This is a genomic window from Streptomyces sp. SID12488 (genome assembly GCF_010548275.1).
Classification (GTDB): Bacteria; Actinomycetota; Actinomycetes; order Streptomycetales; family Streptomycetaceae; genus Streptomyces.
In genome coordinates, this window is the sequence record NZ_JAAGLT010000030.1 from 80,993 (window position 1) to 107,414 (window position 26,422).

The window sequence follows — 26,422 nt, forward strand, 5'->3', positions numbered from 1 at the left end:
GTTAGTTGGTGTGTGACTTCTGCTGCTGGTGCGTCAGTTCCTCGTCGGGGCCCCAAGTTGGTGCCGTTGCTGCTGTCCGCTGAGGAGCGGGCGGTGTTGGAGCGGTGGACGCGTCGGGCGACATCGGCCCAGGCTTTGGCTTTGCGGGCACGGATGACTCTGCTGCGCAATTCGTTCAGGCGGAGAGTCTGTAGCTGAGTCGTTCGAGTCTGCTGGTGCGGGGGCGGTTGAGGGGGCCTGTGGTCCAGTGGGCGTCGAGCCTGATCACGTTGAGTGCGGTGGCGGAGAAGGCGTGTTGGAGGCGGACTTTCGGCAGGCCGCGGTAGCGGGCCCGGCGGATGCCGGTGATGTCGAGGGCCTGGTTGATGGTGCCCTCGACTCCGGCACGCAGGGCGTACTTGTTCTTCCAGGTGTCGGTCTTCTGCTCGGCGCGGGCCCGGGCGAGGTTCTCGTGGAGTTCCGCGGGACGCAGGGTGAGCATGCGGCGCCCGGTCTTCGAGGTGGTGCACTGCTTCTGGAGAGGGCAGTCCCGGCAGGTCAGGACGCTGAAGGTGATGACGATCGCGTCTTTGCCGTGCTGTTTGACCGGGTTCCAGTGGGAGCTGGTCCTGCCGGCGGGGCAGCGGACCTGGCGGGTCTTCCAGTTGATGGTGAAGGCGTTCTTGTCGAAGCCTTCGGCGGCCTTGGCCTGGTCAGAGTGGTCCTGGAGGACCGGGTGACCATGCGGATGCCCTGTTTCAGGGCCTTGGTGATCAGGTCGGCCGACGGGTAGCCGGAGTCGAGGTAGTGCTCGCCGGGCTGCACTCCGTGCTCGGCGAGCTTGCGCTGGATCGGGGCGGTCGCCTTCACATCCGGCACGGTCGCGTCGGTGGTGTGCACGTCGGTGATCAGATTCGGCATCACCCCTGTGCCCACGTCGGCGTCGGCGTCGGCGTCGGGGAGGGTGGTGCAGGTCTCCGTGAGATGGATCTTGTAGCCCATCCAGAACAGGTCGTCGCCCTTGGCCGCCCAGCGTGCGTCGGAGTCGTAGGGGGAGGCCAGGCGGAGTTGGCCGGGCGGGACGCCGTCGTCGGCGTCCCGCTTCTTGATCACCTGCCGTCCCCGGGCATCGGTCCGGACGATGTAGGTCTGCACGAGGACCTGCCGCAACAAGCCCACGGCCTCGATCTCGCGAATCCAGGCCGGAGCGTCATCGGCCCAGGCCGCCCGGCACAAGGCGATGGCATCCTGCCCGAAGACCTGGGCGAGACGGTCACGTTTCGTCTGCGAGGGCGGCATGCGCCAGCCGTCGACCCGCGGCCCGTACCGCTCGGCGAACTCAGTGACGTTGATGTGTCCGGCCAGCCAGGCCGGTGCCGCGACCGCGAGGGCCTCCAGGGCCGCCCGCACACTCTCCCCGGCCAGCTCCAGACGGTTCAAGTCCCGCACCGCACTGATCACATGGGTGGAATCGGTGCGCTGCTTGCCTCCGGCCGCCACCAGGCCGGCGTCCTTGCAGTGCTCAAGGAGCCGGTCGAAGACCACCCGCTCCATACCGTTGTCCGCGAGCCGGGCCCGGAACCGGCACAGCACACTCGCGTCGAATCCGGTGTCCGTCAGCTCCGCACCGAGCGCGTACTTCCAGTCGATCGCCCGCACCGCCATCGCCGCGGCCTGCCGATCCGTCAGGCCCTCCGCGAACTGCAACACCATCACCAGCGACAACACCCCCGGCGACAGTCCCGGCGCCCCGCGCACCCCGAACGCCTCCGTGAACGGCTCATCGACGAAGACCTCCGCGAGGCGATCCCGCACTCGTATCGCCAGGCTCCCCTTCGGAAACGCCGCCCGGGCCACCACCACCGTCTGTTCCGGGATCTCCGGCAACCCCACCGGCCGCATCGACATCCGTACCGCCTCCAGGACCGCACGACAGGAAGGCGACCCCGCCAACGATCATCGCCGACCCGGCCTTACCCCCGCAGCGAATTGCGCAGCAGAGTCACGGATTGTCCTGGCGTGTGCGGGGGCGGAGGTGCCGCCGATCGTCGCGGTCGCCCGGGAGCTTCGGGTGACCGCGGACACGGTCCGCAAGTGGCGGCGGCGTTTCCTCGCCGAGCGGCTGGACGGTCTGACCGACGAGCCGAGGCCGGGCAGGCCGCCCACCATCAGCGTCGACCAGGTCGAAGCGGTCGTGGTCACCACGCTGGAGAAGCTACCGAAGAACGCCACTCACTGGTCCCGGAAATCGATGGCCCAGCACAGCGGCCTGTCGAAGTCCACGGTCGGCCGGATCTGGCGGCAGTTCCAGCTCAAGCCGCATCTGGCGGACACGTTCAAGCTGTCGACGGATCCGTTGTTCGTGGAGAAGGTCTACGACGTCGTGGGGCTGTACTTCAACCCGCCCGAGGGTGCGGTGGTGCTCTCGGTGGACGAGAAGTCGCAGATCCAGGCGCTGGACCGGTCCCAGCCGGTGCTGCCGATAATGCCGGGCATGCCCGAGCGGCGCACCCACGCCTACGTCCGCAACGGCCTGACCACGTTGTTCGCCGCGTTCGACGTCGCCACGGGAGAAGTCATCACTGCCCTGCACCGCCGGCACCGGGCCGCGGAGTTCAAGAAGTTCCTGATCCGGATCGACAAGGCGGTCCCCGCCCACCTGCAGATCCACCTGATCGTGGACAACTACGGCACCCACAAGACCCCCGCGATCAAAGCCTGGCTGGCCAGGCACCCGCGGTTCGAACTGCACTTCACCCCGACCGGCTCCTCCTGGATCAACCAGGTCGAGCGGTGGTTCGGCTACCTCGCCCACCAGATGATCCGCCGCGGCGCACACAAAAACATCCAGGCCCTCGAAGCCGACATCCGCGCCTGGGTCAAAGACTGGAACGAAGACCCCAAGCCGTTCATCTGGACCAAGACAGCCGAAGAGATCCTCGACTCCCTCGCCCGCTTCTGCCGACGGATCTCCGGCGCAGGACACTAGCGCCGCTGACCAACGTTGCGTCAGCCGGCGTGCCTCGGAGTGCTGGCCGAGGAGCGCCTGGGCCACCGCCAGGCAGACGAGTTCGGAGTCGCTGAGACGGGGCGGTCGCCTCATCCATCGGGTCCCTCGGATCTCGTCGTCGATCTTCACATACAGTGCGGTCAAGAGGGTCTCGAGGTCTGTCGTCACAAACAGATCATTGAGGCCCTCGCTTCTTCTGAGGCACGGGACTTGGGGTGAGCAAGCTCGAAGGGTCTCGCTGTGCGGCGACGACCTCGTGCACGTTCAGCAGAAAGCGCTGGACTGTTGCCAGCTCCGTGTCGGAGAAGGTCCGCGTCGCAGCGACGACCTCCGTGATCAGCGGTCCGAAGAACGACTGTCCGAGAGTGACTGCCCGTTCATCAACCTCGAGCAGCACACGGCGTCGGTCGCGGCTGTCTCGTGTGCGCCGCACGTGGCCGAGCCTCTCGAGCCGGTCGACAAGGGCCGTGGTGCCCGCAGAGTTCAGGCCGAGCTGCCGCCCGAGCCAGCCGGGCGTCGCGAGCGTGTGCGCCCGAGCGGCATCCATCAGGCAGATCAGGGCACGCAGGTCGGTCGGATGCAGGCTGTTGTGTTGCGCGAACTCGGCTCCGAGCAGGTCGAGTTCGACGGTGATGGCACGTAGCTGATGCACAACCCGCAGTCCACGCTCTCCTTCAGCCATGCCATTCCGCCCCTTCCACGATCGATCCAGTGTGCATAGTATCTCGCTCGGCGAGATACTTGCTCAGCGACCTATTTCTCTGAGGGTGTCCCATGGCAGAAGACCTGACTCGCTTTCTGGCGGCGTACGACGCCGTCCTGGACCACTGGCCCGTGCCCGTCGACCGGATGGACCTGACGTCGGTGTACGGCACAACCCGGGTCACCGCGTGCGGCCCCGTGGACGGGCAGCCGCTGGTGCTGCTGCACGGTGGCGGCGCCACCTCGGCAGTGTGGTTTGCCAACGTGGCCGACCTGAGCCGCACCCGGCGCGTTTACGCCGTCGACCGGATCGGCGAGGCAGGCCGCAGCCTACGCGGGGGCCGCCCCGTCCGGTCCGTCGACGACCTTCTCGACTGGCTGGACGGCGTACTCGACGGCTTGGGCCCGGGCCGCGCCGACCTGTGCGGGCACTCCTATGGGGGATGGATCGCCCTCACCTATGCACTGCGCACGCCGCAGCGGGTCCGCAAGCTCGCTCTCCTCGATCCCACCCAGTGCTTCGCCGGATACAAGGCCGGGTACCTGTTACGCGCCCTTCCCATGCTCATCCGGCCCACCGCCCAACGGGCCCGCGCGTTCCTCGCCTGGGAAACCCACGGCGCGGAAGTCGACCCCTCATGGCTGGACCTTTACGGGTTCGCCGCCGAATTTCCGCGCACGAAGGTCGTCGTGGGCAAACGCCCGAGGCCCCGGCAACTGCGGAACTCGACGGTCCCGACGCTGGTGCTGCTTGCCGGGGACAGCAGGGCGCATGACATTCGGCGCGTCGAGGCGGCGGCGCGGCTGCACCTGCCACACGTCGAGACCGCAGTACTCCCTGGCCTGTCGCACCACAGCGGCCCGTTCACCCGGGCTGCCACGTTCAACAGCATGCTCCTGGACTTCCTCGGCAACCCGTGAATGGGCGGAGGGCGTGATGGCCGACGCGCTCGCTGACGCAGAGCGGGCCGCCCGGGACGCGCATGCCGAGGTCGTCCGCCGCCGCGGCAGCCCCACCGTCATCCAGAGCGGCAGCACACCGGCACAACTGACAGGAGCCGGCCTGGCTCCAGGAACCGCACACGACCTGGCCCATGGGCACCTCGACACGGCTTGGAGTGCCTGCGGGGACTTCCAGCATCACCCGGAGACCGGCAAGCCCTGCGGCGACTCGTTCCTGCTCTGCTTCCTCTGCGGCAACTGTTTGATCACCCAAGATCACCTACCGCGTCTGCTGGCTCTCCTCGAGGCACTGGGACGTCTGCGGCAACGGATGAGCGAGGACGAGTGGTGGAAGCGCTACGGCCTCGTCTGGGTCGCTGTCCGCCGCGACATCCTCGGCAAGTTCACCCCGGCACAAGTCGCCCAGGCACAGAAGGAACAGGTCCCCGACGCCCTCCTCGATCTCGTAGCAGCACCCTGGGAGACGCCATGAACAACCTCATGAGCGCGGGCATCCACGACGCGCCACGGCAGAGCGAGAACGCCCACGTCTTGGCTGGGCGCCCGTTGCGGCCGGGCAGCCGCCTGGAGGACACCGCGCGCTTCAGCGACGATGTCTGGCGCCTGGCACCGGCGATCGTCCAAGTCCAGGAGCGGACAGTAGTGCTCAACTTCCCCACGATCCCGGCGCGATTCCGCCCCGCCACCAAGCGCTTGTTCTATGCCCTGCTCTGTCCGGAACTGGAATCGCCGCCTGGCGAGGACCGCCCCGCGATCGCCTCGGTCCGCACCGCTTTCGGCGAAATGAAGCGCCTGCTGACCTGGCTCGACGCCCAATGGCCCGCCGACCGAATCGAGCTGTCCGCCATCTCGCCCGCCGACCTGGACCGCTACAACCGACACCTGCTGACCCTCTTCCCTCACCGGGACGGAACCCGAGAAGCTGCTCGAGCCGCACTACGACTTCTCTGGCGTTGGCGCATTCACCTCGGGAATGACCAGCTCCGATTCGATCCGCTGGATCTCGATGGATGGAGCGAAAAACGAACCCAACGTGGTCGGGAGAACGGGACCGACCGCCTCCCCGAAGGCGTTCTGGGTCCCTTGCTGGTCTGGGCTCTGCGGTTCATCGACGACTTCGCAGGCCAGGTCGCGCTGGACAGACACCGCCCCAAAAGGATCATGAAGCGTCACGACCCGGCGATCTATCCCGGCGAGTACATCACCTGCGTCAACGATCCGGCCAAGGCCCTCTGCGAGAAGGCCCGCAGAGGCAACGGCGAAGGACTTCCCTCGCACGGCGGCTGCCTGCCGCTGGCCTGCCGCAAGGTCACGCTCACCCCCCAGAACATCACCGCCTGGCAAAGCGAGATCGTCCGCATCGACGGGCGCGTTGCCTCGCGGCCGACGCTGCCGCCCCGCCTTCGCCAACTCCTTGAGAGCCGACGGGCCGAGATCGTCGAGTTCCTGACGGCGAACGGGCAGGAGGCCGTTCCGGCATGACCCGCAACGTCCCCGACCTGCCCAAGGCTCTGGTCCGCCAGCACCTCCAGGAGGTGCTGGACACCTGCCGAGAGACCAACAAGCAGCCCAGCGTCCTCATGCTGGCCCGCCGCCTCGACCTGACCAACACCACCTTCCGCCGCCGCTACCCCGACATCGCACGAGAGATCGCTGATCACCGAGCCGCCCCCACCACCCCTCGCAGCGGTCCGACCGCGCACGACAGACTCGTCGCCCGCAACGCGAAGCTCCGCCGACACAACCGTGAGCTGACCGCTCAACTCGCCCTCGCTGCTGCCCAGATCCAGGATCTTGCCCTGTGCAACGAACGACACCAAGAGGCGCTGGGGGAGACATCGAACGTCACGAGCACCAGCAGCAGGGCCCCACGTCGTTGAACAAGAAGCCACAAGATCATCGCCCGCCGACCGGGCGGCGTCGTCGCGCGCGCCCTCGTCGCCGAGATCGGTCACCATCGATCTGAACCGGCCGAGCCATCCAGCGGCACCCGCCGCGAGCTGGATCGGCTCGCTGCCCGGAACGCCAAGCTCCGCCGCAGGAACCAGGAGCTGAACGATCAGCTCAAGCTCGCCGTCGCACAGATCCAGTTCCTCGCCCTCCGCGCCGCTCAGCTTGAGGAGGCGTGGGAGGCTGGGACGAAGGTCGCCCACATCAACAACCACCGTCGTCTGGGTTGACGGACAAGACCTTCCGAATGCCAAGGCTCCGCCGGTCAGCGGGCCGTTTGGGGCTGACGCTTCACAGCGGCACGGCGCGTTGCGCCGAACATCTCTGGTGCTTCCCGCGGGCGCATCGGCGGGGCGCCGGTGGTGTAGAGGTTCGCGGCCTCGGCTGCCGAGCCGGCCGCGTAGACGGCGCGTTCGGCGGCCTCCGGGCTCAGGCCGGGTTCGCAGGCGTCCAGCCAGAAGTTGGCCACGCCCAGCGAACGACCGGGTCAGCGGTCGGTCACCGTGCGGCGAAGCGGATCGCGGTGGGCAGCGGCGTGTCGAGACCGCCGGACGTGACGTGGACGCCCTCCGGTCCCGATTCGGCCTTGACGGGTTGGCCGTCCAGGCGTTCTGCCGTATCCGGATCCAGCAGGCCCGGACGCGCCTTCAGCACGATATGCCCGTCGGCCCCGTCGGCCCCGTCAGGAACGTCGGCCACGAAGGCGTAGACGTGGCGCTCGTCGCGGGTCCAACGCACCCAGGGGCCGCCGTCCTGCGGGTCGGCGGAACCTGGTTCCAGTGGCCTGGTGGCGTGCACGGCCTCGGAGTGGCAGGCCATCCATGACGCCATGCCTTCCAGAACGGCGCGTTGCTCCTGCGGGAGGGTGCCGTCGGCCTTCGGACCGACGTTGAGCAGCAGGTTCCCGCCGCGTGAGACGACGTCGACCAGCAGGCGGACGGCGCCTGCCGGATCCAGCATGTGCTCGGGGCCTTCCACTTGGTTGTAGCCGAAGGAGAATCCGATTCCCCGGGTGTTCTCCCAGCAGGCTGCCCCCTCGTTGGCCCGGTCCAGCTCGTACTCGCTGGTGAGGTAGTCGGCGTGGGCGCTGTCCCAGCGGTCGTTCACCACGCCTTCCGGCACGGTGGCGTAGTAGTGCGAGAACAACTCCGGCAGTTCGGCCCGGCCCGCTCGGGGCCAGCCCATGTCGTTCCACAGCACCGCGGGGTGATACCGCTCGATCAGGTCGAGGACCTGCCGGTGCGCGTAGGCGGCGTAGGCGGCCTCATGGGGCCTCCCATCGTCCATCCGGTCCTCGTGGAGAACGGGGTCCCGGCGTCCGGCGTACCAGTCGATGCCGCCGGAGTAGTACACGCCGAACCGCAGGTCGCGGGCGCGGACGGCGTCGGCGAGGTCGGCGATCAGGTCGCGGCGTGGGCCGCGGTGGACGGTGTTGCGGGTGCCAGTGCCCGGGGCGTCCCACAGGGCTATCCCATCGTGGTGCTTGGTGGTGGGGACGACGTAGCGCGCACCCGCCCGGGCGAACAGCTCCACCCAGTCCGCGGGGTCGAAGAGCTCGGCCTTCCAGGCGTCGAGGAACTCGTCGTAGGGGCGTCCGCCGTGCCCGGTGCGATGGTGTTCCTGGGCGGGGCTGCCCTCGATCTGGATGGTGTTCCAGTACCACTCGGCGTACGGGTTGTGCTTGAACCACACATCGGGGTCGACGTCGCCGAGTGCGCCGATGGGCTCGGCCCAGGCCGGCACCGAGTACGCGCCCCAGTGGATGAAGATGCCGAATTTGGCGTTGGTGAACCACTCAGGGACCAGCCGACCGCTCAGAGGGAACTCGTTCATGCTTGAAACTCCCGATACATCGGATTCTTTAGGCGAGGAACCGTGAACTGGGGGCGAGGAGGCGCCGGATGCGGGCGACCTGGGACATCGACAGGTTGGAGGTATTGCGGTGTGTGTGAACCTCCCGGCGCTTCCCCTTCAGCTAGCAGTCCTCGACAGCGCCTGGGAGGCCCTGTGGCCCGGGGAGCCCTCGGGCGGGCCGGGCGAGCCGACCCGCCCGGGGGAGGGGACTTCCTGGTGAGCCGGTGACGGTCAAGAGAGCTTGATCAGCGTGTAGTCGTCGCAGTATCCGGCGGAGGTGCCGGAGTTCTTGTAGCAGTAGACGGTGGCGGAGGTGTTGCCGCTTCCCGTGGTGAGGAAGATCGGCTGCTGGGCGTAGGCGGTACCGGTGGTATTCGAGAAGCTTTCGGTGCCGCCGAAGTTCTTCACGCCGACGGCGACCTGCTCGCTGCCGCCTGCGGCCTTGGCCCAGCCGGTCAGCAGGTAGGTGGCGCTGGACGACAGACCGCCGGTGGCCTGGTCCACGCCGCTGCTGGAGGCTCCGGTCTGCAGGGAGTGAGTGCCGGTGCGGGCGTTGGAGGTGACCATGGAGGATCCGCTGCCGCTGAGGGTCCACGGGCTGAGCGAGCCGGATTCGAAGCCGGCGTTCGTCAGGAGGTTTGCAGGGGTGGACACGCGTTCCACCGCGATGTCGTCGCAGTTCCCTGCAGCGGTGCCGCCGGAGTTCTTCCAGCAGTACAGCGTGGCCGTGGTGTTGGTGGAGCCGGTGGTGAACAGAACGGCGGCCTCGGAGTACGAGGTTGTGGCGACGTTGGTGAAGGTCTCGGTGCCGCCGTAGTTCTTGACGCCGATGGCGAGAGTCTCCCCGGCGTTGGCCACCTTGGCCCAGCCGGTGAGCAGGTAGGTGGTGTTGGGGGTCAGCCCGGTCAAGTTCTGGTTGGCGCCGCTACCGGAGGCTCCGGTCTGCAGGGAGTGAGTGCCGGTGCGGGCGTTCGAGGTGACCACGGAGGATCCGCTGCCGCTGAGGGTCCACGGGCTGAGCGAGCCCGTCTCGAAGCCGGCGTTGGCCACGAGGTTGCCGCCGGTGCCGTTGTAGGCGCCGATGTTGGGCGCGGCCGTGGCGGAGACCGGGTTGCCGAAGGCGTCCTGGCCGCCGTTGTTGCTGATGACCGCCCCTGCCCGGACCACGGGGGAAGAGGGGTGGACCTGGTAGGCGTCCATTCCCGCGTACGGGGAGTTGGTGTTCGCGTTGCCCGGGTTGCGGAACTCGGGGTCGGTGACGACCTTCGCGGCGTCCGCGGGCTCGGAGGAGGGGTGCCGGCCGTAGAAGAGGTTGTTCGAGTAGACGGAGCCTGCGCCGGTGGCGAGGTAGCCGCCCGAGCCGTAGTTGAAGACCGCGTTGTTCTCGAAGGACCAGGCCCCGGAGACGCTGGTCCTGCCGCGGCCACCCGTGATCCACGTGCTCAGGCCGTCCCTGACGTAGAACGTGTTGTTGTAGAACAGCGGGGCCATGCCGCTGCTGCCGCTCTTGTTCGGGATGTTGCCGGGCATGTCGATGAGGGAGACGGTGTGGTTGGAGGTACCGGACTCCGGGCAACCCGAGTTGGAGCCGTCGTTCTCGCTGACGTTGTAGCGCACCACCGTGCCGTCGCTGGGCACGGTCGCGGTGGGCTCGTTGGGGCTGGAGGAGGAGGCCGGCATCAACAGCAGGAAGCCGCCGAGGTTCTGGTGGCTGTAGTTGTACTGGATGGTGGTGTTGTGGTTGCCCCAGTCGACGTCGTACGCCTGGCCGTCCTGGAAGTTGGCGTGGCAGTACACCTCGTTGCCCTGGATCACGCTGTCCTGACTGCCTGCCACCCAGATGCCCGCGGACGCTCGGTTGCAGATCTGGCCCGAGGGCGGGCAGGTGCTCTTCAGCCCGCCGTGCCCGGCCTTGTTGTTCTCGATGAGGGCGCCACTGCCCTTGACCACGAGGACGTCGTCGGCGCCGTCGTAGGTCATCGTGTTGCCGCGGATGACCGTGCCCGTGGTCAGGCCGGTGCCCTGGCCGCCCCCGTCCGGGGTGACGGCGACGGCGATGCGGTCGACGTGGTCGAAGGTGTTGTTCTCGACGACGACGTCGTCGAAGGTGGAGACGGGGGTGGTGTGGTCGGTCTGGACGCCGACGCCGGCGTTGGTGGAGTACCAGCCGCCCGGCCAGCCGCTGATGTTGTGGATGTACATGTCGTGCACCCGGATGTGGTGCAGGATCCCGCCGGAGCTGTTCTCGGCGAAGACTCCGGAGCGGTAGTCCGGGGAGGCCGCGGGGTTGGTGAGTTCCAGGCCGCCGATCTCCCAGTACTGCTGGTTGAGGAGGTGGATGACGGGGCCAGTGGCGCCTTTCGCGTTGATGACCGGCTTGGCGCCGGTGCCGTAGGCGCCCATGGTGACGGGGCTGCCGGAGGTGCCCGAGCCCTGGGGGGTGAGCTGGCCGGTGCAGGTGGTGCCGGCGGCGAAGAGGATGCTGTCGCCCGCGCCGAAGGTGGTGTTGTTGACGCTGGTGACGGAGTTCCAGGGGCTGGCCTGGGTGCCGTTGCCGTTGGAGGCGGCCGAGCAGTTCACGTAGTACGTGGTGCCTGCGGCCATGGCGGCCTGGGCGGGCAGCACGAGGACGCCCGCCAGGGTGGCGAGCAGGGTGAGGACGCGGGATGCCCGGCGTATCGGGCGGTTTGTTCTGCGACGCTTCATTGCGACGCTCCTTGCTGGGTGACGGTGTCCTCCGCGCCGCGGGCTGCGACGCGGATCTTCCTACGCCGGGCGGGCACCGAAGCGGCCCGCCCGCAATCCGTGGCGACGCTCAGGTCGCTGACAGTGATGTCGGGATGGATGTGGCGAGGACGGAGGCGTGGCGCATGCCAGGCGGTGGCGCGAAGGGGACGGGGTCCCAGTCCACGCCGTCCTTGCTGCGGACCGCCCCGTACCTCCCCTCCAGGAAATGGTCGAAGATCATGACCCACTCGTCTCCGCGGCGGAAGAGACACGGTCCTTCCACGAGTGAGGGGGTGACCGGCCCCGTGGGGGCGGAGTACGGGCCGCCGGGGGTGTCGAACGTGGTCACATGGATGTCCTTGTGGGCGGTGGCGGGGTCGTTGGCGCCGCGTTCGTCCTTGAAGGCCATGAGGAATCCGCCCTCGGCCAGCTCGTGCACGGTGGCGTCGATGACCGAGTGACCCGGGTCGAAGAAGACCGCCGGGTCCGAGAACGTCCTGAAGTCCTCGGTGGTGCAGTGCCAGATGCGGTGGTCCTGGCTGACGTACTCGAAGTTGCGGCCCTCGGCCGTGCTGCCCGCCTCGACGACCGATGACCAGATGAGGTGGTACAGCCCCGTCGCGCGGTCCAGGAAGAACTCCGGAGCCCAGGCGTTGTGAGCCCCCTCCACACCGGCCATGACCGGGACGAGTCGCTGCTCCGACCAGGTGCTGAGGTCCGTCGAGGTGGCGTGGACGATGGAGGGGCTCGTCCAGCCGTCGGTGGCCAGCAGATGGAACAGGCCGTCGGGGCCCACCCTGATGAACGGGTCCCGCAGCCGGCCGGTGCCGACCGTGCCCCGCAGAACGGGCCGGCCGCCGTTCACCGTCCTGAACTCCTCGCCGTCGTGGCTGTAGGCCAGATGCAGGGCCTCGTCGGCGCTGGTGAAGTAGGAGAGCACGTACATCGGTGGGAGGTTCCTTCCGGAACGTCGAGGCGAAGGTGGTTCACGACTTGACCGCGCCGGCGGACATGCCGGCGACCACCTGGCGCTGCAAGAAGACGAAGATGATCAGCAGCGGCAGCACTCCGAGCAGGGCGGCCGGGAACAGGGTGGTCGGCTGCACGGTGTGCGGGTCGATGAAGGAGTAGGCGTTCACCATGACCGTCCGCTTGCCGGGGTCCTGCACGAACACCAGCGGAACGAGCAGGTCGTTCCAGACCTGCAGGGAGATGAACGTCAGCAGGGTGCTGGTGACCGGCCGGAGCAGCGGCAGGATGATCGTGATGAACGTGCGCAGGGCGCCGCAGCCGTCGAGTGCGGCCGCCTCCTCCAGGTCGCCCGGGATCGAGCGGATGAAGCTGGTGTAGAAGAACACCGCGACCGGGAGGTTCAGGGCCGTGTAGATCAACACCATGCCCGCGTAGCTGTCCAGCAGGTTGAGGTCGCGCATCAGCAGGTACAGCGGCGCCACGACGACGAACACCGGAACGGACGTACCGAGGATGAACAGCCGGTACACGGTGGTGGACCAGTGCTGGGTGATCCGGGCCAGCGGATAGGCGGCGAGCGAGCCGATCACGGTGACGGCCACGCATGACAGTGCGGTGATGAACAGGGTGTTGAGGGTGCTGGGGCCGTAGTGGATCTGGTTGAAGGCGTCCGTGAAGTTCTTCAGGGTCAGCGAGTGCGGGATGCCGAGCGGGGAGCGGGCCAAGTCCGCCGCGGTGCGCAGAGAGGTGACGACCGTGAAGAGGAACGGCAGGACGAACAGGACGGTGCCCAGGCACAGCAGGACGGTGCCGAAGCCGCCGGTCAGACGGCGCAGCGTGATGCGCGGTGTTCCGGACGGTGTCCTAGGGGGGCGGGGTGAGGGCCGGTCCGAGCTCCTGCGGGCGTGCGCGGGGGGCGGGGTTCCGGTCGGGGGCACGGAGATGTTGGAAGTCATGGTGGCCATCCGTCAGTTCCTGGGGGCAACCCCGTCAGATACGTCGCTCGCGGAGCCGGAGCAGGGAGGAGGTGGCGCTGGAGAGGATGACGACGGTCACAAGGAGGACCACCGACAGCGCGACGCCGTAGGCGAACTTCCCGCCGCCGAAGACATTGCGGTACACGAGCATGGTCAGCGTGTCCGTGGAGCCGGCCGGGCCGCCGTTGGTCAGCACGAGCGGGAACTCGAAGACCTTCAGCGAGCCGATGAGGCTGAGGGTCACATTGACGGTGAGCGCGGGGGCGAGCAGGGGCCACTCCACACTGCGAAAGCGCCGCCAGCCGCTCGCTCCGTCGAGCGCGGCCGCTTCCAGTAGTTCGGCCGGCAGGTTCATGTAGCTGGCGAGGAAGATCGCGCAGGAGTAGCCGGTGAACATCCAGATGTTGACGGCGGCCACCGCGTACAGCGCGGTGGAGGTGTCGCCGAGCCACACATGGCTGAGGCTGTGCAGGCCCACCAGGTCGAGGAGCGCGTTGATGCCGCCGCTCGGGGCCAGCAGGTAGGACCAGATGAAGGCGGCCATCACCGGCGAGATCAGCGCCGGCGTGAGCAGCACGACGCTGAGCCCCTTGCGGACCCGGGGACGGCGGAACAACATGCTCGCGAAGAGCAGCCCCAGGCCGTTCTGCACGACCACGACCACCGCGGCGTACAGCACGGTGTGCCACAGGGCGGCGGTGACCTTCGGGTCGTCGGCCATGGCGCGGTACTGGTCGGTGCCGACGAAGTGCGCGATCGGGCCGCCGAGGCTGTCGGTCATGCTCAGATAAATCCCGCGGGCCAGCGGGTAGAGCATGAACATGCCGTACACGGTGATCGCCGGGAGCAGGAAGGCGGCCATGGTGGCGCGCCGTCGGTGAAACACGGGGGTCCTCCTCTTGCCCGGACGGGCCGTGGCGGGGGCGTCAGGAGCCGCCTACCGCCCCTCACCACGGCCGGCTTCGGGATGGGTTACTTGGCGGACGCCGCGGTCTGGATATCCTTCAGGGTCTGCGCGGCGGACGCCTGGCCCAGCAGGTACGCCTGGATCTTGGAGCCGGTCTCGGTCTCGGCCGCGCCGCCGTACCAGGTGTTGGACGGCATGATCCGGTAACGGCCTTCCTTGAAGGCCGTGGTGAAGGCCGTCGTCTCGGGGCTCTCCGGGGTCGTGCCACCGGTGAACGGCGACTCCGCGTGCTCGGCCTCCAGATACTTGGCCAGGTTCTCGCTCTGCGACCAGAACTTCACGTACTCGCGTGCCGCGTCGGCCTGCTGGGACTGGGAGTTGACCGTCCACATCGTGCCGGAGAAGACCATGCCGTTGGGCTTGGTGCCGGCGGCGCCGCCCGGCCACGGTGCGAAGGAGACCGGGAAGCCGGCCTTCTTGACGTTGGAGACCTGCCACGCGCCCTGGAACCAGAAGGCGTTCTTGCCGGCGCTGAAGTCCTGCGGGCCCTGGGCCCAGTCGTCGACGCCGAGTTCGTTCTTCCAGTTGACGTACCCCTCGTCCTCAAGGGTCTTCAACTGCTGCAGCGGCGCCTTCCAGTCCGGGTCGAAGCCGGTCTTGCCGCCGAGGAAGTCGGCGTCCCACTGCTTGTTCTTCTGGTAGACGAGGGTCGAGCCGCTCGCCTGGAAGACGGCCTCGCCGGTCCAGCCGGACTTGTCGGGCAGTGCGATGGGGGTGATGCCGGCCTTCTTGACCTTGGCGAGGTCCTTCAGGAACGTCGGCCAGTCGGCGGGCACTTCGGTGATGCCCGCCTTCTTCAGCAGGTCCATGTTGGCGTACAGGCCGATGCCGATCAGCTCCATCGGCATGGCGAGCGTCTTGCCGTCCGCCTGCGCGAACGGCTTGGCGTCCGGGGCAATGCGGCTCGCCCAGGACTCCCCGGACAGGTCGGCGAGGTAGCCGGAGGCACCCCACTTCCCCATCTTGTCCGTGTCGGCCATGATGACGTCGCCGGCTTTGCCGCCCAGCAGTTCGGTCTGGAGCTTCTGCGTGTAGGTATCGCCGGCCGTGATGTACTCGAAGTCGACCTTGATCTTCGGGTGGGTCTTCTCGAACGCCTTGTTGATCTCCGCGACGTTCGCCGGCTCCGCGCCGCCGCCCTTCCACGCCTCAACATGGAGGGTCACCGTGCCGTCACCGGAGGCACCGGACGACCCGCCCCCGCACGCGGCCAGCGACATCGCCAGGGCGGCGACCGTGGTGGCGACCGCGAGAGTTCTCCCGGAATGCTTCATTGCATACCTCACTCATCGTCGGTGAAGAACCGACTCGTCATGATCAGAAGGATGGGGACAGGTCAGCCTGCTTCCGTGTGGGTGCAGTTTTGACATGTCCGCAAAGGGCCGGTCGACCCGGAATGCGGCGAACGGTGCTCGCCGATGGCCGGGACTGTAACGCAAAACTTGGATGACATCTATACGTAACTTTCCGTGCTCGAACGGATGGTCCAAATCACCGGTCCCCTTGGCGCGCAGACTCGGTTTCATTGACGATCGACCAGCCTTATCGTTACAGTGTCGGGACCCGACAAGCGGGTCGGAGGGGGGCAAGGGGTGGCAGGGCGAGTGACCATCGCGCAGGTGGCTGAGGAGGCCGGCGTCTCCGCGATGACGGTGTCCAACGTCATGAACGGCAAGCCGGGGGCCTCCGAGGGCACCCGGCGCCGCGTCACGGAGGTGGCCGACCGGCTCGGATACCGGCCGAATGTCGCGGCCCGCAACCTCAAGGCCGGACGCAGCGGGCTCGTCGGACTGATAGCGCTGGACCTGACCAGCCAGTACGGGCTGGAGATCCTGCGCGGCGTCGCCGACGAACTGGCCAGTGCCGAGCAGGAGCTGCTCGTCAACGCCAGCTACCACGACGCGGTGCGGGAGAAGGACCGGGTCGAGTTCCTGGGACGTGGCCTCGTCGACGGGATGCTCATGATCGCGCCGGTCCTGGAGGACGAGACGGTCGCGCTGCTGCGCCGGCAGACCGTGCCCTGCGTCATCATCGACCCACGGCGCATGGACGTACCGCTGCCCCGTCTCAGCGTCGACAACTACCACGGCATGCGCCTGGGCACCCAGCACCTGATCGACCTGGGGCACACCCGGATCGCCTACCTCCGCGGCCTCGACGAACTCGAGAGCACGTCCATCCGCTTCCAGGGCTTCCAGGACGCGATGCGGCTCGCCGGGCTGGACGTCGACGAACGGCTCGTCGCCTCGTGCGACTTCTCCTACGCCAGCGGCTTCCGCGCCGCCATGCGCCTGATCGACGATCACCAGCCGACGGCGATCGTCGCCGGCGCCGATCTGCTGGCGCTCGGCGCCGTCGACGCCGCACGGGCGCACGGCCTCAGCGTGCCCGCCGACTTCTCGGTCGTCGGCTTCGACGACCTCCCGCAGGCGGCGCAGAGCTTCCCCGGCCTGACCACCGTGCGTCAGCCGCTGCACGACATGGGCCAGAAGGCGGCCCGCGCGCTGCTGTCCCTCATCGACGGGCAGAGGCTACTCATGGAGCACATGGAGGTGGGCACCGAACTCGTGGTGCGCAACTCCACCGCCCCACCGGCGGCGGCACGGCCTGACCCTGCGATGCCGCACCGGCTCGACGCGAACCAGGCAGACCCTGAGGGCGGCGCCCGAAGGGCGTCCGCGAACAGATGACGGCCCTCCGCTCCAAACTTTCACCCGGCCGTGGCATCGGGAACGAAGGGCTCGTCCGGGCTCGTGGGCGAAGGGCGCCCCACGCGTCGGAAGTTGCCCCGCCGGCCCCAGGTGCGGCCGTTGAGCGGACGGCCGGTCACGCCCGCTTCGTCTTCGAAGCAGATGAACGCGCCGGTCGCCGCCCGGAGGGTTTACCTCCTGCCAGGTCACATCCCGCCATGCGGTGATCGCGTCTTCGTGGCGGGCCGGGCGGGCACCTACGCCTCTCGTCTACGGAGGCGCGCCGCCCGAGCCACTCTGGGTGCGAGACACCCATACAGGTCACATAGCGCCATAACCGACGGCCCGCCCGTAGGAGCGGCGGGCCGCCCCTTCCCGACACCCAAGGAACGTCATGCCACTGACAGACATGCCACTCGACGACCTCGTCGGCTACCGCCCGCAGTGCCGAGCCCCGGAGGACTTCGACGCCTTCTGGGCGGACACCCTCGCCGAGGCCCGTCGCCACGGCGAGGCCGTCAAAGCCGAGCCGGTGACGGACGGGTATCTGCTGCGCACCGTCGAGGTGGACGACGTACGCTTCCCCGGCTGGCAGGGTGAGCCGGTGGCCGCCTGGCTGATCCGGCCGCGCAGCGCCCGGGGGCCGCTGCCGGTCGTCGTCACCTACATCGGCTACAGCGGTGGCCGGGGCCTTCCCACCGACCACCTGCTCTGGTCCGCGGCCGGCTACGCACAACTCGTCGTCGACACCCGCGGCCAGGGCCACGACACCCCCGACCGCGGTGAAGGCCACGGAACACAGTGGGCCGCAGGCTTCATGACCCGCGGCATCGACTCGCCCCGGCACTACTATTACCGGCGGCTGATGACCGACTGTGTCCGCGCGGTGGACGCGGTGGCCGAACTGCCCGGCCTCGACCCTGAGCGCGTGATCGTCACCGGCGGCAGCCAAGGTGGTGGTCTTTCCCTCTCCGTAGCGGGGCTGGCGCCGGACCGGGTGGCGGCCGTCCTGCCGGACGTCCCCTTCCTGTGCCACTACCGCCGGGCCGCCGAATGCGCCGGGGACGGGCCGTACGAGGAGATCGCCGCGTATCTGCGCTGGCACAGCCGCCACGGGGTCACGGACGCCTTCGCCACCCTCGCCTACTTCGACGGCGTCCACTTCGCCCAGCGGGCCACGGCTCCCGCCCTGTTCAGCGTCGGCCTGATGGACCCCGTCTGCCCGCCCTCCACCGTCTACGCGGCCTTCAACCACTACACGGGCCAGGACCGCTCCATGACCGTCTGGCCGTTCGCGGACCACGGCGGCGGCTACGGCTCCAACCCGCCCGTCCAACTGGCCTGGCTCCGCGAGCGCGGCCTCACTCCTGGGTAGTGACCCTTCGTCCGCCGGCTGCCCATGAGCTGGTCCTCGCCACGACTTCCCACAGACCTATGAGGTATCCCAGGTGAGTTCCCCGCCTTTCAGCCAGAATCCCGGTGTCGGCGACGGGGGACTCAGCCGCCACTGAGACGAAATCCAGACGGCGAGAGACACAGCCCCACGGACCGTGCCCCTCCTGCCTTCGCGTCTCACGGACGCCCCTATGACTGGGGGGGGCGATGGATACCGTCCTGACCAGGTTGAAGACCCCTCGGGCGGCATATCGCTTGAGGCATCGGATGAGTGGCTCTAACACTGGGAACTGGCCCCGTCTGTGAGCTTGGGTTCTGTAGGTCGTTGCAAGACCTGTCCTGAGGGATGTTGCGATGACCAAGCCGCGTCGGGCTGGCTGGTGGGCCCAGAGGACCCGGTCGTAGCCAATCGTCATACGCACGCGACAACCGTTCACCACCTCAGTGCTGTCAGTGCCTGGTGGGACGATGACGGAGTGAGGTCCGAACGGCAAAGGAGGGGCTGCTGTGGCTGTTGACTGGGAGCGCATCGGGCAGCCGCAGTTCGATCGGATCGTCGAGGCGCTGGTACACCGTATGTACGACGCCACCACGACGGTCGAGGCGGTCAACGGGCGTGGCGGTGACGGCGGGATCGACATCAAGGTCACCAGCGGGCGGCGGGTGCGGATCTTCCAGCTGAAGTACTACCCGGACGGCTTCCCCACCGCCTCTTACAAGGGACGCCGCACGTCGATCCTCAAGTCGTTCGAGCGGGCCATGCTGCACGACCCCTGGGAGTGGATCCTGGTGGTGCCCTGCACATTGACCCCCGCCGAGCGGGCCCTACATCAGCGGCCTGCCCGGCGAGCGCTCCGTACGGGTGCGGGTGATGGACCGGGCGGAGCTCGACGACCGGCTCGCCGTGGACGACCACTGGACGGTGGACTTCTCCCGGCAGGGTGCGGGCCGCGGTGACGGTTGCGCTGAGGCGAATTCGCCTAAACCGTCTTGAGTATCAGGTAGATCAGCGCCATACCGGCAAGTAGGGCGACGAGCAGGACAATACTGAACGCGATCACTGTCCAGGTCACCATGGCCAAGAAGCCGAGCACGAGCAACCAGGCCAGGTAGGGAGCGAGCCGAGACACTTGGAGGAACAGGCCGGAAGGGGACTCGGTGTCCGCGCTTGGTCGCGAGCCATCACGGATGTAGCGCACGACATCCGGGAGTCGCTGGTCCGTCAGTCCGGCACCGTGGCCGCCTGCGAGGTGGAGGAACTCCACGGTGCCCTGCGGAGTGACGTCGAAACCGCTGAACCCGCCGGTCCCGATGTCTCTCATGCCAAGCCCGCGCAGACCGCTGCACAGCCAGCCCACAGGCTTGTCCTCGGCGCCGCAGGCGTTGACCAGCGTGCCGATCTGATTGCGGTCCGCGAGGTCGCGCCAGGCGAACTGCCGTGGGAGGACGCTGCCGGCGAGATAGACCCGCTCGAAGCGCAGGGTTCGTACCTGGGAGATGGATTGGCCGAGCATGTACGTGCCGTTGCTGTGCCCGACGAAATGGATGTGCGCGTCCGGATGCCGGGCCGCCAGATAGCTGTACTGGTCCTGGAACCAGCGTAGGGTCCGGCGCCTACTGATCGGGAAGGCGAAGTTGAACGCCGACAGCCATCCGTAGGAGGCCCGTAGCACCATGGTGTTGTGCGAGTCGTCGCCGTTCTGGAGCGCGTCGCCCAGGTCGGTGACCCAGGCGTTGATACCGGCACGGATCCCGTGCAACAGGAAGACGATGTCGGTGACATTCTCTTCCTCCTCGGGGAGCGGCTCCGGCTCGGTGATCTCGACGGTGCCGATGATCGCCCGGCGCAGGATTGCGTACCGCTGCCCTTTCCTGTCCTCTTTCACGCCGCTGACCCTCACGATGTCCCCGTGGGTGGCATCCGGGACATACAACCCCGCGCCCGTCACGCCGCCCTCGACGTCCCGGCTGTCCTCAGGCTCGACCAGGGGATCTGCGGAACCTCGCACCTGCACGACCAGGGGCGCCTCGGCACCGAGCTCGCGGAACAGCCGGATCCATTCCAGGCGAAGGTCTGTCATGAAGGCGGCCCCGGCCAGCAGCCCAAGCGCCGCGAACTTCCGGGCGACGCCGGCCGCGATGATCGTGACGATCCGCGTGGGCCACGGCAGCCGGGACGGTTCCACGCCACGGTTCGGCGCCGCCAGCAGCACGATGCGGCTCACGTGACGCGTCCACGCGGATTCAGACCCGCCCAGTCGGCCCTGGCCACGCAGGTAGGCGTACCGCAGCAGTACGCCGCCTGCGCTGTGTCCGACGAGAACCACCTCGTGTGGGCGCCCGCCGTCCACCCAGTAGGCATCGATGCGCTGATGGAGGGTGTCGCCCAGCGCAGCCAGAGAACCGCGTGTCAGCGGGCGCACCCGGTCCGCATACCACCACAACTTGTCGTCGGCGTGCCCTGGTTCGTTCCGCAGCTGTTCGAAGAGCTCCATGCAGTCGTCCCGCCGCTCAGTTAGCCCAGCGACGTACACGATCAACCGCCCGCTCCTGGCAGGCGCGTACTCGTCGGCCATGGCGTTCCCCACGTTCGTCCGTCCATAGATATTCCCACTGTCAAGAGTGACGCAGGTCACACCCCTCTGTCATCTCGGGCGGAGTACGGAGGGATTCCAGGTCCGTCGGCGTCAGCGCTCCACCCCGGGCCCGTGCCAGGTGGCGGGCAGGTCCGTGCGGACCGGAGGTCGAGTTTGCGGTAGATCCGGGCCAGGTGGGCCTCCACGGTCTTGCGTGACAGGAAGTGGACCGTCGCAGCCTCTCCATCGGTGAGGACTTGCCGGTCGCGCGCTGCCTGGAGCTGCCGCGCTGTCAGGAGTTCGACCCGTACTGATCCCGGTGCTCCGTGTCCCGCGGCGGCGAGATCCCCACAGGCTCGCATCCTCCACGGCCTAGAAGTGGACGATGCGGGCCACTTCTGTCCCTGAAGTCGCAACCCCTGCCCTGCGCCTCCGTAAAGCCAGGTCGACGTCATGTTGCACGACGAACCGGTCGACGCCGTTCGGCTCCGACACCGTGAACGGGTTCACCCCAGGGACCTCCGTACCAGATCTCCTGATGGGCGTGCGTCGGCTGACAGGGCGCAGTCATTTGTAGCGGTAGAGCTGGTGGAGGACGTCGGTCTGCCACTGCGAGCGGGCTGCCTGGGCCTCACCGGGCGCATCCCGGCTCCGCCGGTTCGCCACCCTCCCGTACAGGAACGGCGAGTTCGTGTCGGTGGCGGCCAGCAGCGCTGTCAGAAGCGGCTCCTCCGCCGAGGTGTTGGCGTCGACCTGAATCAAGACCTCCACCTGATCGTCCAGGTGAAGGTGATGGGGCAGGACGGAGCCGAGCTGACGGCGCAGCTGCGGCCAGGACGTCGCGTAGGCGCTCGCGGGCGGCCTTCTTCAGCGCACCGCGCACCGCGGCTGCCACCTCGGTGGCCTTCTCCTCAGTCAGCCGCTCCCGTTCCGTGCTCCTTGTACCGTCCTGTCCTTTGGCCCCGTCGGCGGCGTCACGTGGCCGGCCCGGGCTTCGGGGCCCCGCCGCCTGGGCCGGGCTCCGCTCAGGACGGGACTGCGGCGTATGCAGGCGCGCGATCCATCCGTCTGCCTGGCGCCACTGCGCCCACGTCACCTCGCCGTCGGCCTCGCAGAGTTCCTTCTCCAGCAGCGCGATCTGCCGCCGGGTTTCGCGGGTGAGTGGCCGGTCGGACAGGCGGCTCAGATGCTGAAGGGCCGTGGCGACGCGGTACTGAGCTGACGTAGGCGGTGGGTCCCGAGGTGGCCGGTGGAGCGCGTGGGTGGCCGTCACCCAGGAGTCGATCTCTTCGCGTTGCAGCGCGGTGACGTGGTCGGCGGCCTCATCGGCGGTCTTCTTCAGCTGGCCGATCATCCGGTTGACCTCACGCTCGGGCAAGCGGTTGGCCAGGCGCCGCAGATCGCCGAGCCGGTCACGCATACGACGGTGCGCAGCCGCGTCTGGATCCGACCGCAGGGAGACTGCAGCCACTCCCGGGCCACGGGAGGACGGGGTGCGGATGCGGGAGAACTTCGGTCCGCGGACGGGAGGCGCCGCATCACAATGCTCCCACCCAGCCGTCCGCTTCTGCTCCTCCAGGAACATGCCTGCGGCGCGGATGGCCTCGTCCTCCTCCCGGGAACGGTCGTGACCAACCGCGGTCTCGACCTTGACCAGCAGGGAGCACACCTTCACCGACGTGCGGTCCCGGACGGCCTGCCACAGCTGCTGCACCAACTCTCCGCGGATCTCGCGCTGCCCGAGCGAGGAAGGTGTGCGCGTCCTCCAGGGCGACGGTCAGGTCCCCGGCTCCGTCCCCCAGCGGCAGGCCAGCGTCGAGCTCCTGGCACAGGGCGGCTATGGCGGGCAGCAAACCGGCCCGCAAGGCGTCGCGTAGGCGCCGCACCCAAGCATCCTGGCCGACCGCGACGGATCCGGATCCAGCCGCCGGGATGCGAGAGAATGCCACCTGGCGGGGTGGCGGTGTGCGGTGGGAGCGGCCGATCTGTTCAACCGCCGGGGTGCGCAAGCCGTCGTCGTTCATCTCGCAGTCGTCCAGGCCGAACCATTCGGTGGGCCGCGCGAACGCCTGCGTGCCGATGCTGACCTCCCGGGTGGTGCCGACACTGTCGAACCGCACCCGCTGCACATACCAGCGCCGTACGAGCACGTCGTCATCGACGGGCACCGACATCCCCAGCACCGGCTCGATCACATCGTCACTCCACACCGGCGCGATCGCCGGATCGAGATGCACACGCAGAGCGCGACCACCCCGTTCGAAAGCGATGTCCAACAGCGACCGATCGGCACCCCACCCGGCTGCGCGAACGCGAACCGGGCACGCTCGCCGCGGCCAGCCATCCACACCTGGGCCGCCGCCTTCAGGTACAGGTGATCCGCGCTGGAGACGGGCCTTGACCAAATGCGCTGGTAAGGACCCGCCTCAAACAGATGCAGTGCCGACCCGGTCTCATCGATGGCCTCATAGTCAAGCCCGGGCTCAACCTCCAGCCCCTGTAGCCCCAGCCATTAAAGATCTCTAGCAATCTGCCCATCGGCTTCCAAACCATACTTACGCAAGCGATCGCCTTCATCATGACGCCCTATTTCCTTCAACAGATCCACCATCTCGGCGATAGCAAACGGTTCTCCCGCCAAGATTGCTTTCCTGTACCAGGAAATTGCCTCCTCGCCGTTGGCTTGTCGCGCAGTGAGGAACGCCGTGAGATAGAGCGCCGACGTGTGGCCTTGTTTGGCGAGTTTCTTCGCGCGCGACACTGCCTCGTCAACTCGCCCGAGCTGTTCAGAAAGCCCTGCCATGCGCCAGAGGGCAAAGACATGTCCTTGCTCAGCCAAGGAGCCCAGCCAACGCAGCGCCTCGTCCTGGCGCCCAGACGCGACCAGCATCTCGACGGCCGTGTGAAGCACTGCCATGTCCACACGCCTCTCGGTCTCCAGACACCAGCGCAGCGCGTCGTCAGAACGCTCTGCCTCCATGAGGATTTCGAGATATGCGGCCGAGGCGAATGGCCGACCGGCCGTCGCGAATGGCTCCAACCACGTTGCAGCTTGCTCGAGTCCTTCACATTCCACGGCCAGGTCAGCTCCGACACCGAAGGCCGTGTCGTGGCCAGCGTCGGCCGCACGCTTGAAGGCCGAGAGCGCCTCGGCCGAACGACCAGCCTGAGCAAGTGTGTTGGCCGTGACCATCAGGTCGGTGGCGCCCTCTTGAGCCAGCTCGTTCAGCCAAGCGAGGGCCCTATCAGGACCATCGGTGTTCCACACCATGCCTACGGACTGCCGGATCGCGGGTGCGTCGCCAGAAAGTGCTGCTCGCCGGTAGAACTCAAGTGCCTCTGCTAGGCGGCCTTGCTGCTGAAGCTTCTCACCGGCTTCGCGGGCGGCAGCAGCATCACCGCGGTCGGCGAGTCCGCCGAGCCAGGAGATTGTCTCATCCGTACTGCGCGAGTCCGCTGTCAGCTCGACGACCCAGGAGAGCGCGAGCTCATCTTTGTCTTCGGCCAGTCGTGTCAGCTGGTCGACTACTTTATCCTTCTGGCCGAATGCCTCGGACAGCTCGACCAGGTTCGCATAGGCGCCCTCGTCCCTGGACTCGACTGCGCGCTGATACCAGCCCAAGGCTTCCTGCGGCTGCTCGGCTCGTTCCATCAGATCGCCCGCGAGCCAGGCAGTGCCTTCGATGCCCGCCGCGTCGGCACGCAGATGGAGCTGGAACGAGTATCGAAAGTGACCGCGGTTTCGGGCTTCCCAGGCCAGCCCGACAAGGTCATTCCTCTGTCCATGTTCGGGAAGCGCACTCCAGAGCGAAGCCGCAGCAGGCCCGGTCGCCCGACTCGACCGTCCATGGTGATCGAGATAGTCGGCAAGACGAAAATGAGGTTCCGCGTGAACTGCCTGACCGGGACGGGGGCGCACCAGGCTGAGAGGACTGGTCGCACCGCGGCAGGACTGTTGAAGCGCGGAGAGGGTTTGGTCGAACCAACCCTCCCTCAGAGCAGACCATTCGTCATCGGTGAGATAGCCGACGGCAGCCAGCTCCAATAGCGTACGAGGCAGTGCTCCACTGCATCCGATCCGGCGGGCATCCATTGCTGCATGTATCACGGCCTGCGCGGGGGCCGGGGCAGTTGTATAGCGCTCCATGAGAGCGAAAGCGGCAGAGAGGTACTGGACAATCCGTCCGTCGCCGACTCGGTGAAGTGCCTCTGCCAACCGCCGGTCCTCATGGGCTGCTCTGCGCGCTTCCAACAGAGCTGGCTCATCGAACGAACGGGGGACGAGGACACTGTGGCCGCCAAGCAGCAGGCGGGCTTCTCGGTGTGCATCCGGTGCGCCCGAAGCGGGCGGCAGGGTAAGCCTTTCCCAGTGCTCCGGCCAGGCTGTTCCCAAGACCACGACCGGGCCCCGGGTGGGATCCTTGAGTAGCTCCCTCAGCGCTGCGGCCGCCTGCTCGCCCAGCTGAGGCGAAGCCAGGTAGGGCTCGATTTCGTCGAGCCAGACCACCGTCCGCGGCCCGACGGACAGCACGCCATTTAGGAGTGCCTCCGCTGGGCTTGGAGCAATCGGATACCAGAGTCGCCAGTCGCCCGGTAGCGCTTGGATAGCCTCCCAGCATGCTCGTGTCTTGCCTGTGGAGGAGTCGCCAACAAGTACGGCCAGAGCGCTCTGTTCGGCGGTGGCCCGTGCGATGAGATGGCCCACTCGCAGGTCGTGTTCCCGGCTGATGTAGGCCGGCAGCGGGGGCAGCCGGTCACCGGGTTCCCTCCCTTCGGCCTCGATGACAGGGTGCACCTCCAGAGCGAACGGATCGGTGAAGTCCCGGATCGGGGAGCCCACCACGGTATGGGGGTGCTGCGTGGCGGGATCCGGACCGTCTGTGCAGAACCCGTCTGCCGTCGCCCGCCCGAAGAAGCGGTCAACCAAGGCACGTTGCGGGAAGAGCAGGTCCGAGAGCTGCTGCCGGCCCCAGAGTTCAATGTCGAGGGGGTGATGCTCCGTACGCAGTTGATGGAGCCGATCCTCCACCGCAGTGTCACTGGTATAGGCAGTGGTGACCAGCACGAAGCGAGTGGCGTCGAAGGGGCGGGTTCCTTCGACATACATCCGAACCGCATCTGAGAGGGCATCGGCGGTGAAACGCTTCCACCGCTTGGCCTGATAGACGGTCAGACTGCCATCGTGGCAGTACCCCACGACATCGATGCCATGCTGCTTCTGCCCGTTCCTGCCGTACAACCTGGACCGGACCGCACCCTCAACTTCACGGGCCAGCGCCACGATCAGATGCTCGAGGCTCTCCCAGGACAACTGCTCGACCTGTAGGAGGAGCGGGGCTGTCACCGTGAGCGGCGGAGGGAGATCTGGAGGTGGATCTACAAGCCTGTGACCAGCATCGATCTCTTCCCAGAGTTGTTCCACGTCCTCTTCTCCAGAGTCGGTTGCGGGAATCGGCTCGGGGGGATCGTGCTGCGGGTTCGTCGTCATGCGGTCATGATGCATTCCGCCACTGACAATGGGACCAGCTCCGCGATCGGACGGCCCTGACAGCCCTCGTGTGCACGCCAGTTGAACACGCCGAACTCCGCACTGAGCCCAAAGAGACCTGCGCATGAAAATTCAATCTCAGCGCCCATCTTCAACACCGACAGCCCGGCTG

General features: G+C 67.6%; 22 protein-coding genes and 2 pseudogenes. 9 read left to right on the forward strand and 15 right to left on the reverse strand.

The window, feature by feature from the left end; all coding sequences use genetic code 11:
- Nucleotides 1–175 precede the first annotated feature (175 nt).
- Together G3I56_RS45145 and G3I56_RS45150 are read right to left on the reverse strand one after the other, a co-directional pair.
- Nucleotides 176–649 (reverse strand): transposase, encoded by a 474-nt coding sequence (locus G3I56_RS45145; protein WP_343240132.1) that lies wholly within the window; start codon nt 647–649, stop codon nt 176–178.
- On the reverse strand, nt 538–1,887 hold the full coding sequence (locus G3I56_RS45150) for a transposase (protein WP_203691298.1): 1,350 nt from the start codon (nt 1,885–1,887) through the stop codon (nt 538–540). The genes G3I56_RS45145 and G3I56_RS45150 overlap by 112 nt, the downstream gene beginning before the upstream one ends.
- 97 nt (nt 1,888–1,984) lie before the next feature.
- Between G3I56_RS45150 and G3I56_RS33955 the strand changes: the two are divergent.
- Nucleotides 1,985–2,968 (forward strand): annotated as a pseudogene (locus tag G3I56_RS33955) (IS630 family transposase); the annotation flags it as partial.
- Between the two features lie 21 nt (nt 2,969–2,989).
- Here the strand turns inward: G3I56_RS33955 and G3I56_RS45155 are convergent.
- Both G3I56_RS45155 and G3I56_RS33960 read right to left on the reverse strand, forming a co-directional pair.
- Nucleotides 2,990–3,157: pseudogene (locus tag G3I56_RS45155) on the reverse strand (IS982 family transposase); the annotation flags it as partial.
- Nucleotides 3,158–3,164: 7 nt separating this feature from the next.
- Nucleotides 3,165–3,671 carry a MarR family transcriptional regulator gene (locus tag G3I56_RS33960; protein WP_164415807.1) on the reverse strand — a complete coding sequence of 169 codons (507 nt, stop codon included), beginning with the start codon at nt 3,669–3,671 and terminating at the stop codon, nt 3,165–3,167.
- Between the two features lie 92 nt (nt 3,672–3,763).
- Here G3I56_RS33960 and G3I56_RS33965 point away from each other — a divergent pair, with 92 nt between their 5' ends.
- From G3I56_RS33965 to G3I56_RS33980, 4 genes are read left to right on the forward strand one after another with little or no spacing between them, the layout of a single operon-like run.
- Complete coding sequence (locus G3I56_RS33965) at nt 3,764–4,612, forward strand: alpha/beta hydrolase (protein ID WP_164415809.1); 849 nt, start codon at nt 3,764–3,766, stop codon at nt 4,610–4,612.
- Between the two features lie 16 nt (nt 4,613–4,628).
- Entirely contained in the window at nt 4,629–5,126 is a 498-nt protein-coding gene (locus G3I56_RS33970) for a hypothetical protein (RefSeq protein ID WP_164415811.1), read from the forward strand.
- A complete protein-coding gene (locus G3I56_RS33975) occupies nt 5,123–6,136 on the forward strand; it encodes a hypothetical protein (protein ID WP_164415813.1) in 1,014 nt (337 codons plus the stop codon). Before G3I56_RS33970 ends, G3I56_RS33975 begins: the two co-directional genes overlap by 4 nt.
- Nucleotides 6,133–6,534: a hypothetical protein gene (locus tag G3I56_RS33980; protein WP_164415815.1), complete on the forward strand. Its 402-nt coding sequence runs from the start codon at nt 6,133–6,135 to the stop codon at nt 6,532–6,534. The genes G3I56_RS33975 and G3I56_RS33980 overlap by 4 nt, the downstream gene beginning before the upstream one ends.
- A 335-nt stretch (nt 6,535–6,869) precedes the next feature.
- On the opposite strand, the gene G3I56_RS33985 is transcribed toward G3I56_RS33980, so the two are convergent.
- From G3I56_RS33985 to G3I56_RS34015, 7 genes are all read right to left on the reverse strand, one after another.
- Nucleotides 6,870–7,073 (reverse strand): hypothetical protein, encoded by a 204-nt coding sequence (locus G3I56_RS33985; RefSeq protein WP_164415817.1) that lies wholly within the window; start codon nt 7,071–7,073, stop codon nt 6,870–6,872.
- Nucleotides 7,074–7,102: 29 nt separating this feature from the next.
- Nucleotides 7,103–8,437, reverse strand: coding sequence for an alpha-L-fucosidase (locus G3I56_RS33990; protein WP_164415819.1), 1,335 nt, complete (start codon nt 8,435–8,437; stop codon nt 7,103–7,105).
- A gap of 252 nt (nt 8,438–8,689) precedes the next feature.
- Complete coding sequence (locus tag G3I56_RS33995) at nt 8,690–11,164, reverse strand: carbohydrate binding domain-containing protein (protein ID WP_164415821.1); 2,475 nt, start codon at nt 11,162–11,164, stop codon at nt 8,690–8,692.
- Between the two features lie 109 nt (nt 11,165–11,273).
- Nucleotides 11,274–12,131: a glycoside hydrolase family 43 protein gene (locus G3I56_RS34000; protein WP_164415823.1), complete on the reverse strand. Its 858-nt coding sequence runs from the start codon at nt 12,129–12,131 to the stop codon at nt 11,274–11,276.
- 40 nt (nt 12,132–12,171) lie between these two features.
- Nucleotides 12,172–13,122, reverse strand: a complete 951-nt coding sequence (locus G3I56_RS34005; RefSeq protein WP_239135269.1) for a carbohydrate ABC transporter permease — start codon at nt 13,120–13,122, stop codon at nt 12,172–12,174.
- Nucleotides 13,123–13,147: 25 nt separating this feature from the next.
- A complete protein-coding gene (locus G3I56_RS34010) occupies nt 13,148–14,020 on the reverse strand; it encodes a sugar ABC transporter permease (protein ID WP_164415825.1) in 873 nt (290 codons plus the stop codon).
- A gap of 86 nt (nt 14,021–14,106) precedes the next feature.
- Nucleotides 14,107–15,375 carry an extracellular solute-binding protein gene (locus G3I56_RS34015; RefSeq protein WP_164415827.1) on the reverse strand — a complete coding sequence of 423 codons (1,269 nt, stop codon included), beginning with the start codon at nt 15,373–15,375 and terminating at the stop codon, nt 14,107–14,109.
- Nucleotides 15,376–15,705: 330 nt separating this feature from the next.
- Here G3I56_RS34015 and G3I56_RS34020 point away from each other — a divergent pair, with 330 nt between their 5' ends.
- From G3I56_RS34020 to G3I56_RS34030, 3 genes are all read left to right on the forward strand, one after another.
- The gene (locus G3I56_RS34020) at nt 15,706–16,791 is read left to right on the forward strand and encodes a LacI family DNA-binding transcriptional regulator (RefSeq protein ID WP_343240130.1); all 1,086 of its coding nucleotides are present in this window, start codon (nt 15,706–15,708) and stop codon (nt 16,789–16,791) included.
- Nucleotides 16,792–17,185: 394 nt separating this feature from the next.
- A complete protein-coding gene (locus tag G3I56_RS34025; protein WP_164415831.1) occupies nt 17,186–18,166 on the forward strand; it encodes an acetylxylan esterase in 981 nt (326 codons plus the stop codon).
- Between the two features lie 527 nt (nt 18,167–18,693).
- Nucleotides 18,694–19,143 carry a hypothetical protein gene (locus tag G3I56_RS34030; protein WP_164415832.1) on the forward strand — a complete coding sequence of 150 codons (450 nt, stop codon included), beginning with the start codon at nt 18,694–18,696 and terminating at the stop codon, nt 19,141–19,143.
- Nucleotides 19,144–19,166: 23 nt separating this feature from the next.
- On the opposite strand, the gene G3I56_RS34035 is transcribed toward G3I56_RS34030, so the two are convergent.
- Together G3I56_RS34035 and G3I56_RS34040 are read right to left on the reverse strand one after the other, a co-directional pair.
- Nucleotides 19,167–20,762 carry a hypothetical protein gene (locus tag G3I56_RS34035; protein WP_164415834.1) on the reverse strand — a complete coding sequence of 532 codons (1,596 nt, stop codon included), beginning with the start codon at nt 20,760–20,762 and terminating at the stop codon, nt 19,167–19,169.
- 567 nt (nt 20,763–21,329) lie between these two features.
- Nucleotides 21,330–21,524 (reverse strand): hypothetical protein, encoded by a 195-nt coding sequence (locus G3I56_RS34040; protein WP_164415836.1) that lies wholly within the window; start codon nt 21,522–21,524, stop codon nt 21,330–21,332.
- A gap of 283 nt (nt 21,525–21,807) precedes the next feature.
- Between G3I56_RS34040 and G3I56_RS34045 the strand changes: the two genes are divergently transcribed.
- Nucleotides 21,808–21,984: a hypothetical protein gene (locus tag G3I56_RS34045; protein WP_164415838.1), complete on the forward strand. Its 177-nt coding sequence runs from the start codon at nt 21,808–21,810 to the stop codon at nt 21,982–21,984.
- A 316-nt stretch (nt 21,985–22,300) separates the two neighbouring features.
- Here G3I56_RS34045 and G3I56_RS34050 read toward each other — a convergent pair whose 3' ends face one another.
- Nucleotides 22,301–23,038 carry a hypothetical protein gene (locus G3I56_RS34050; RefSeq protein ID WP_164415840.1) on the reverse strand — a complete coding sequence of 246 codons (738 nt, stop codon included), beginning with the start codon at nt 23,036–23,038 and terminating at the stop codon, nt 22,301–22,303.
- A gap of 236 nt (nt 23,039–23,274) precedes the next feature.
- Complete coding sequence (locus G3I56_RS34055) at nt 23,275–26,250, reverse strand: restriction endonuclease (RefSeq protein WP_164415842.1); 2,976 nt, start codon at nt 26,248–26,250, stop codon at nt 23,275–23,277.
- Between the last annotated feature and the right edge of the window lie 172 nt (nt 26,251–26,422).

What these genes read in the sequence shown, in the direction of transcription:
- G3I56_RS34055 (WP_164415842.1), bottom strand. Translation starts at nt 26,250, where the DNA reads ATGACGACGAACCCGCAGCACGATCCCCCCGAGCCGATTCCCGCAACC.
- G3I56_RS33980 (WP_164415815.1), top strand. Translation starts at nt 6,133, where the DNA reads ATGACCCGCAACGTCCCCGACCTGCCCAAGGCTCTGGTCCGCCAGCAC.
- G3I56_RS33965 (WP_164415809.1), top strand. Translation starts at nt 3,764, where the DNA reads ATGGCAGAAGACCTGACTCGCTTTCTGGCGGCGTACGACGCCGTCCTG.
- G3I56_RS34045 (WP_164415838.1), top strand. Translation starts at nt 21,808, where the DNA reads ATGCAGGCGCGCGATCCATCCGTCTGCCTGGCGCCACTGCGCCCACGT.
- G3I56_RS34005 (WP_239135269.1), bottom strand. Translation starts at nt 13,122, where the DNA reads ATGGCCACCATGACTTCCAACATCTCCGTGCCCCCGACCGGAACCCCG.
- G3I56_RS34000 (WP_164415823.1), bottom strand. Translation starts at nt 12,131, where the DNA reads ATGTACGTGCTCTCCTACTTCACCAGCGCCGACGAGGCCCTGCATCTG.
- G3I56_RS34025 (WP_164415831.1), top strand. Translation starts at nt 17,186, where the DNA reads ATGCCACTGACAGACATGCCACTCGACGACCTCGTCGGCTACCGCCCG.
- G3I56_RS33995 (WP_164415821.1), bottom strand. Translation starts at nt 11,164, where the DNA reads ATGAAGCGTCGCAGAACAAACCGCCCGATACGCCGGGCATCCCGCGTC.
- G3I56_RS33970 (WP_164415811.1), top strand. Translation starts at nt 4,629, where the DNA reads ATGGCCGACGCGCTCGCTGACGCAGAGCGGGCCGCCCGGGACGCGCAT.
- G3I56_RS33990 (WP_164415819.1), bottom strand. Translation starts at nt 8,437, where the DNA reads ATGAACGAGTTCCCTCTGAGCGGTCGGCTGGTCCCTGAGTGGTTCACC.
- G3I56_RS34015 (WP_164415827.1), bottom strand. Translation starts at nt 15,375, where the DNA reads ATGAAGCATTCCGGGAGAACTCTCGCGGTCGCCACCACGGTCGCCGCC.
- G3I56_RS33975 (WP_164415813.1), top strand. Translation starts at nt 5,123, where the DNA reads ATGAACAACCTCATGAGCGCGGGCATCCACGACGCGCCACGGCAGAGC.
- G3I56_RS33960 (WP_164415807.1), bottom strand. Translation starts at nt 3,671, where the DNA reads ATGGCTGAAGGAGAGCGTGGACTGCGGGTTGTGCATCAGCTACGTGCC.
- G3I56_RS45150 (WP_203691298.1), bottom strand. Translation starts at nt 1,887, where the DNA reads ATGTCGATGCGGCCGGTGGGGTTGCCGGAGATCCCGGAACAGACGGTG.
- G3I56_RS34035 (WP_164415834.1), bottom strand. Translation starts at nt 20,762, where the DNA reads ATGGCCGACGAGTACGCGCCTGCCAGGAGCGGGCGGTTGATCGTGTAC.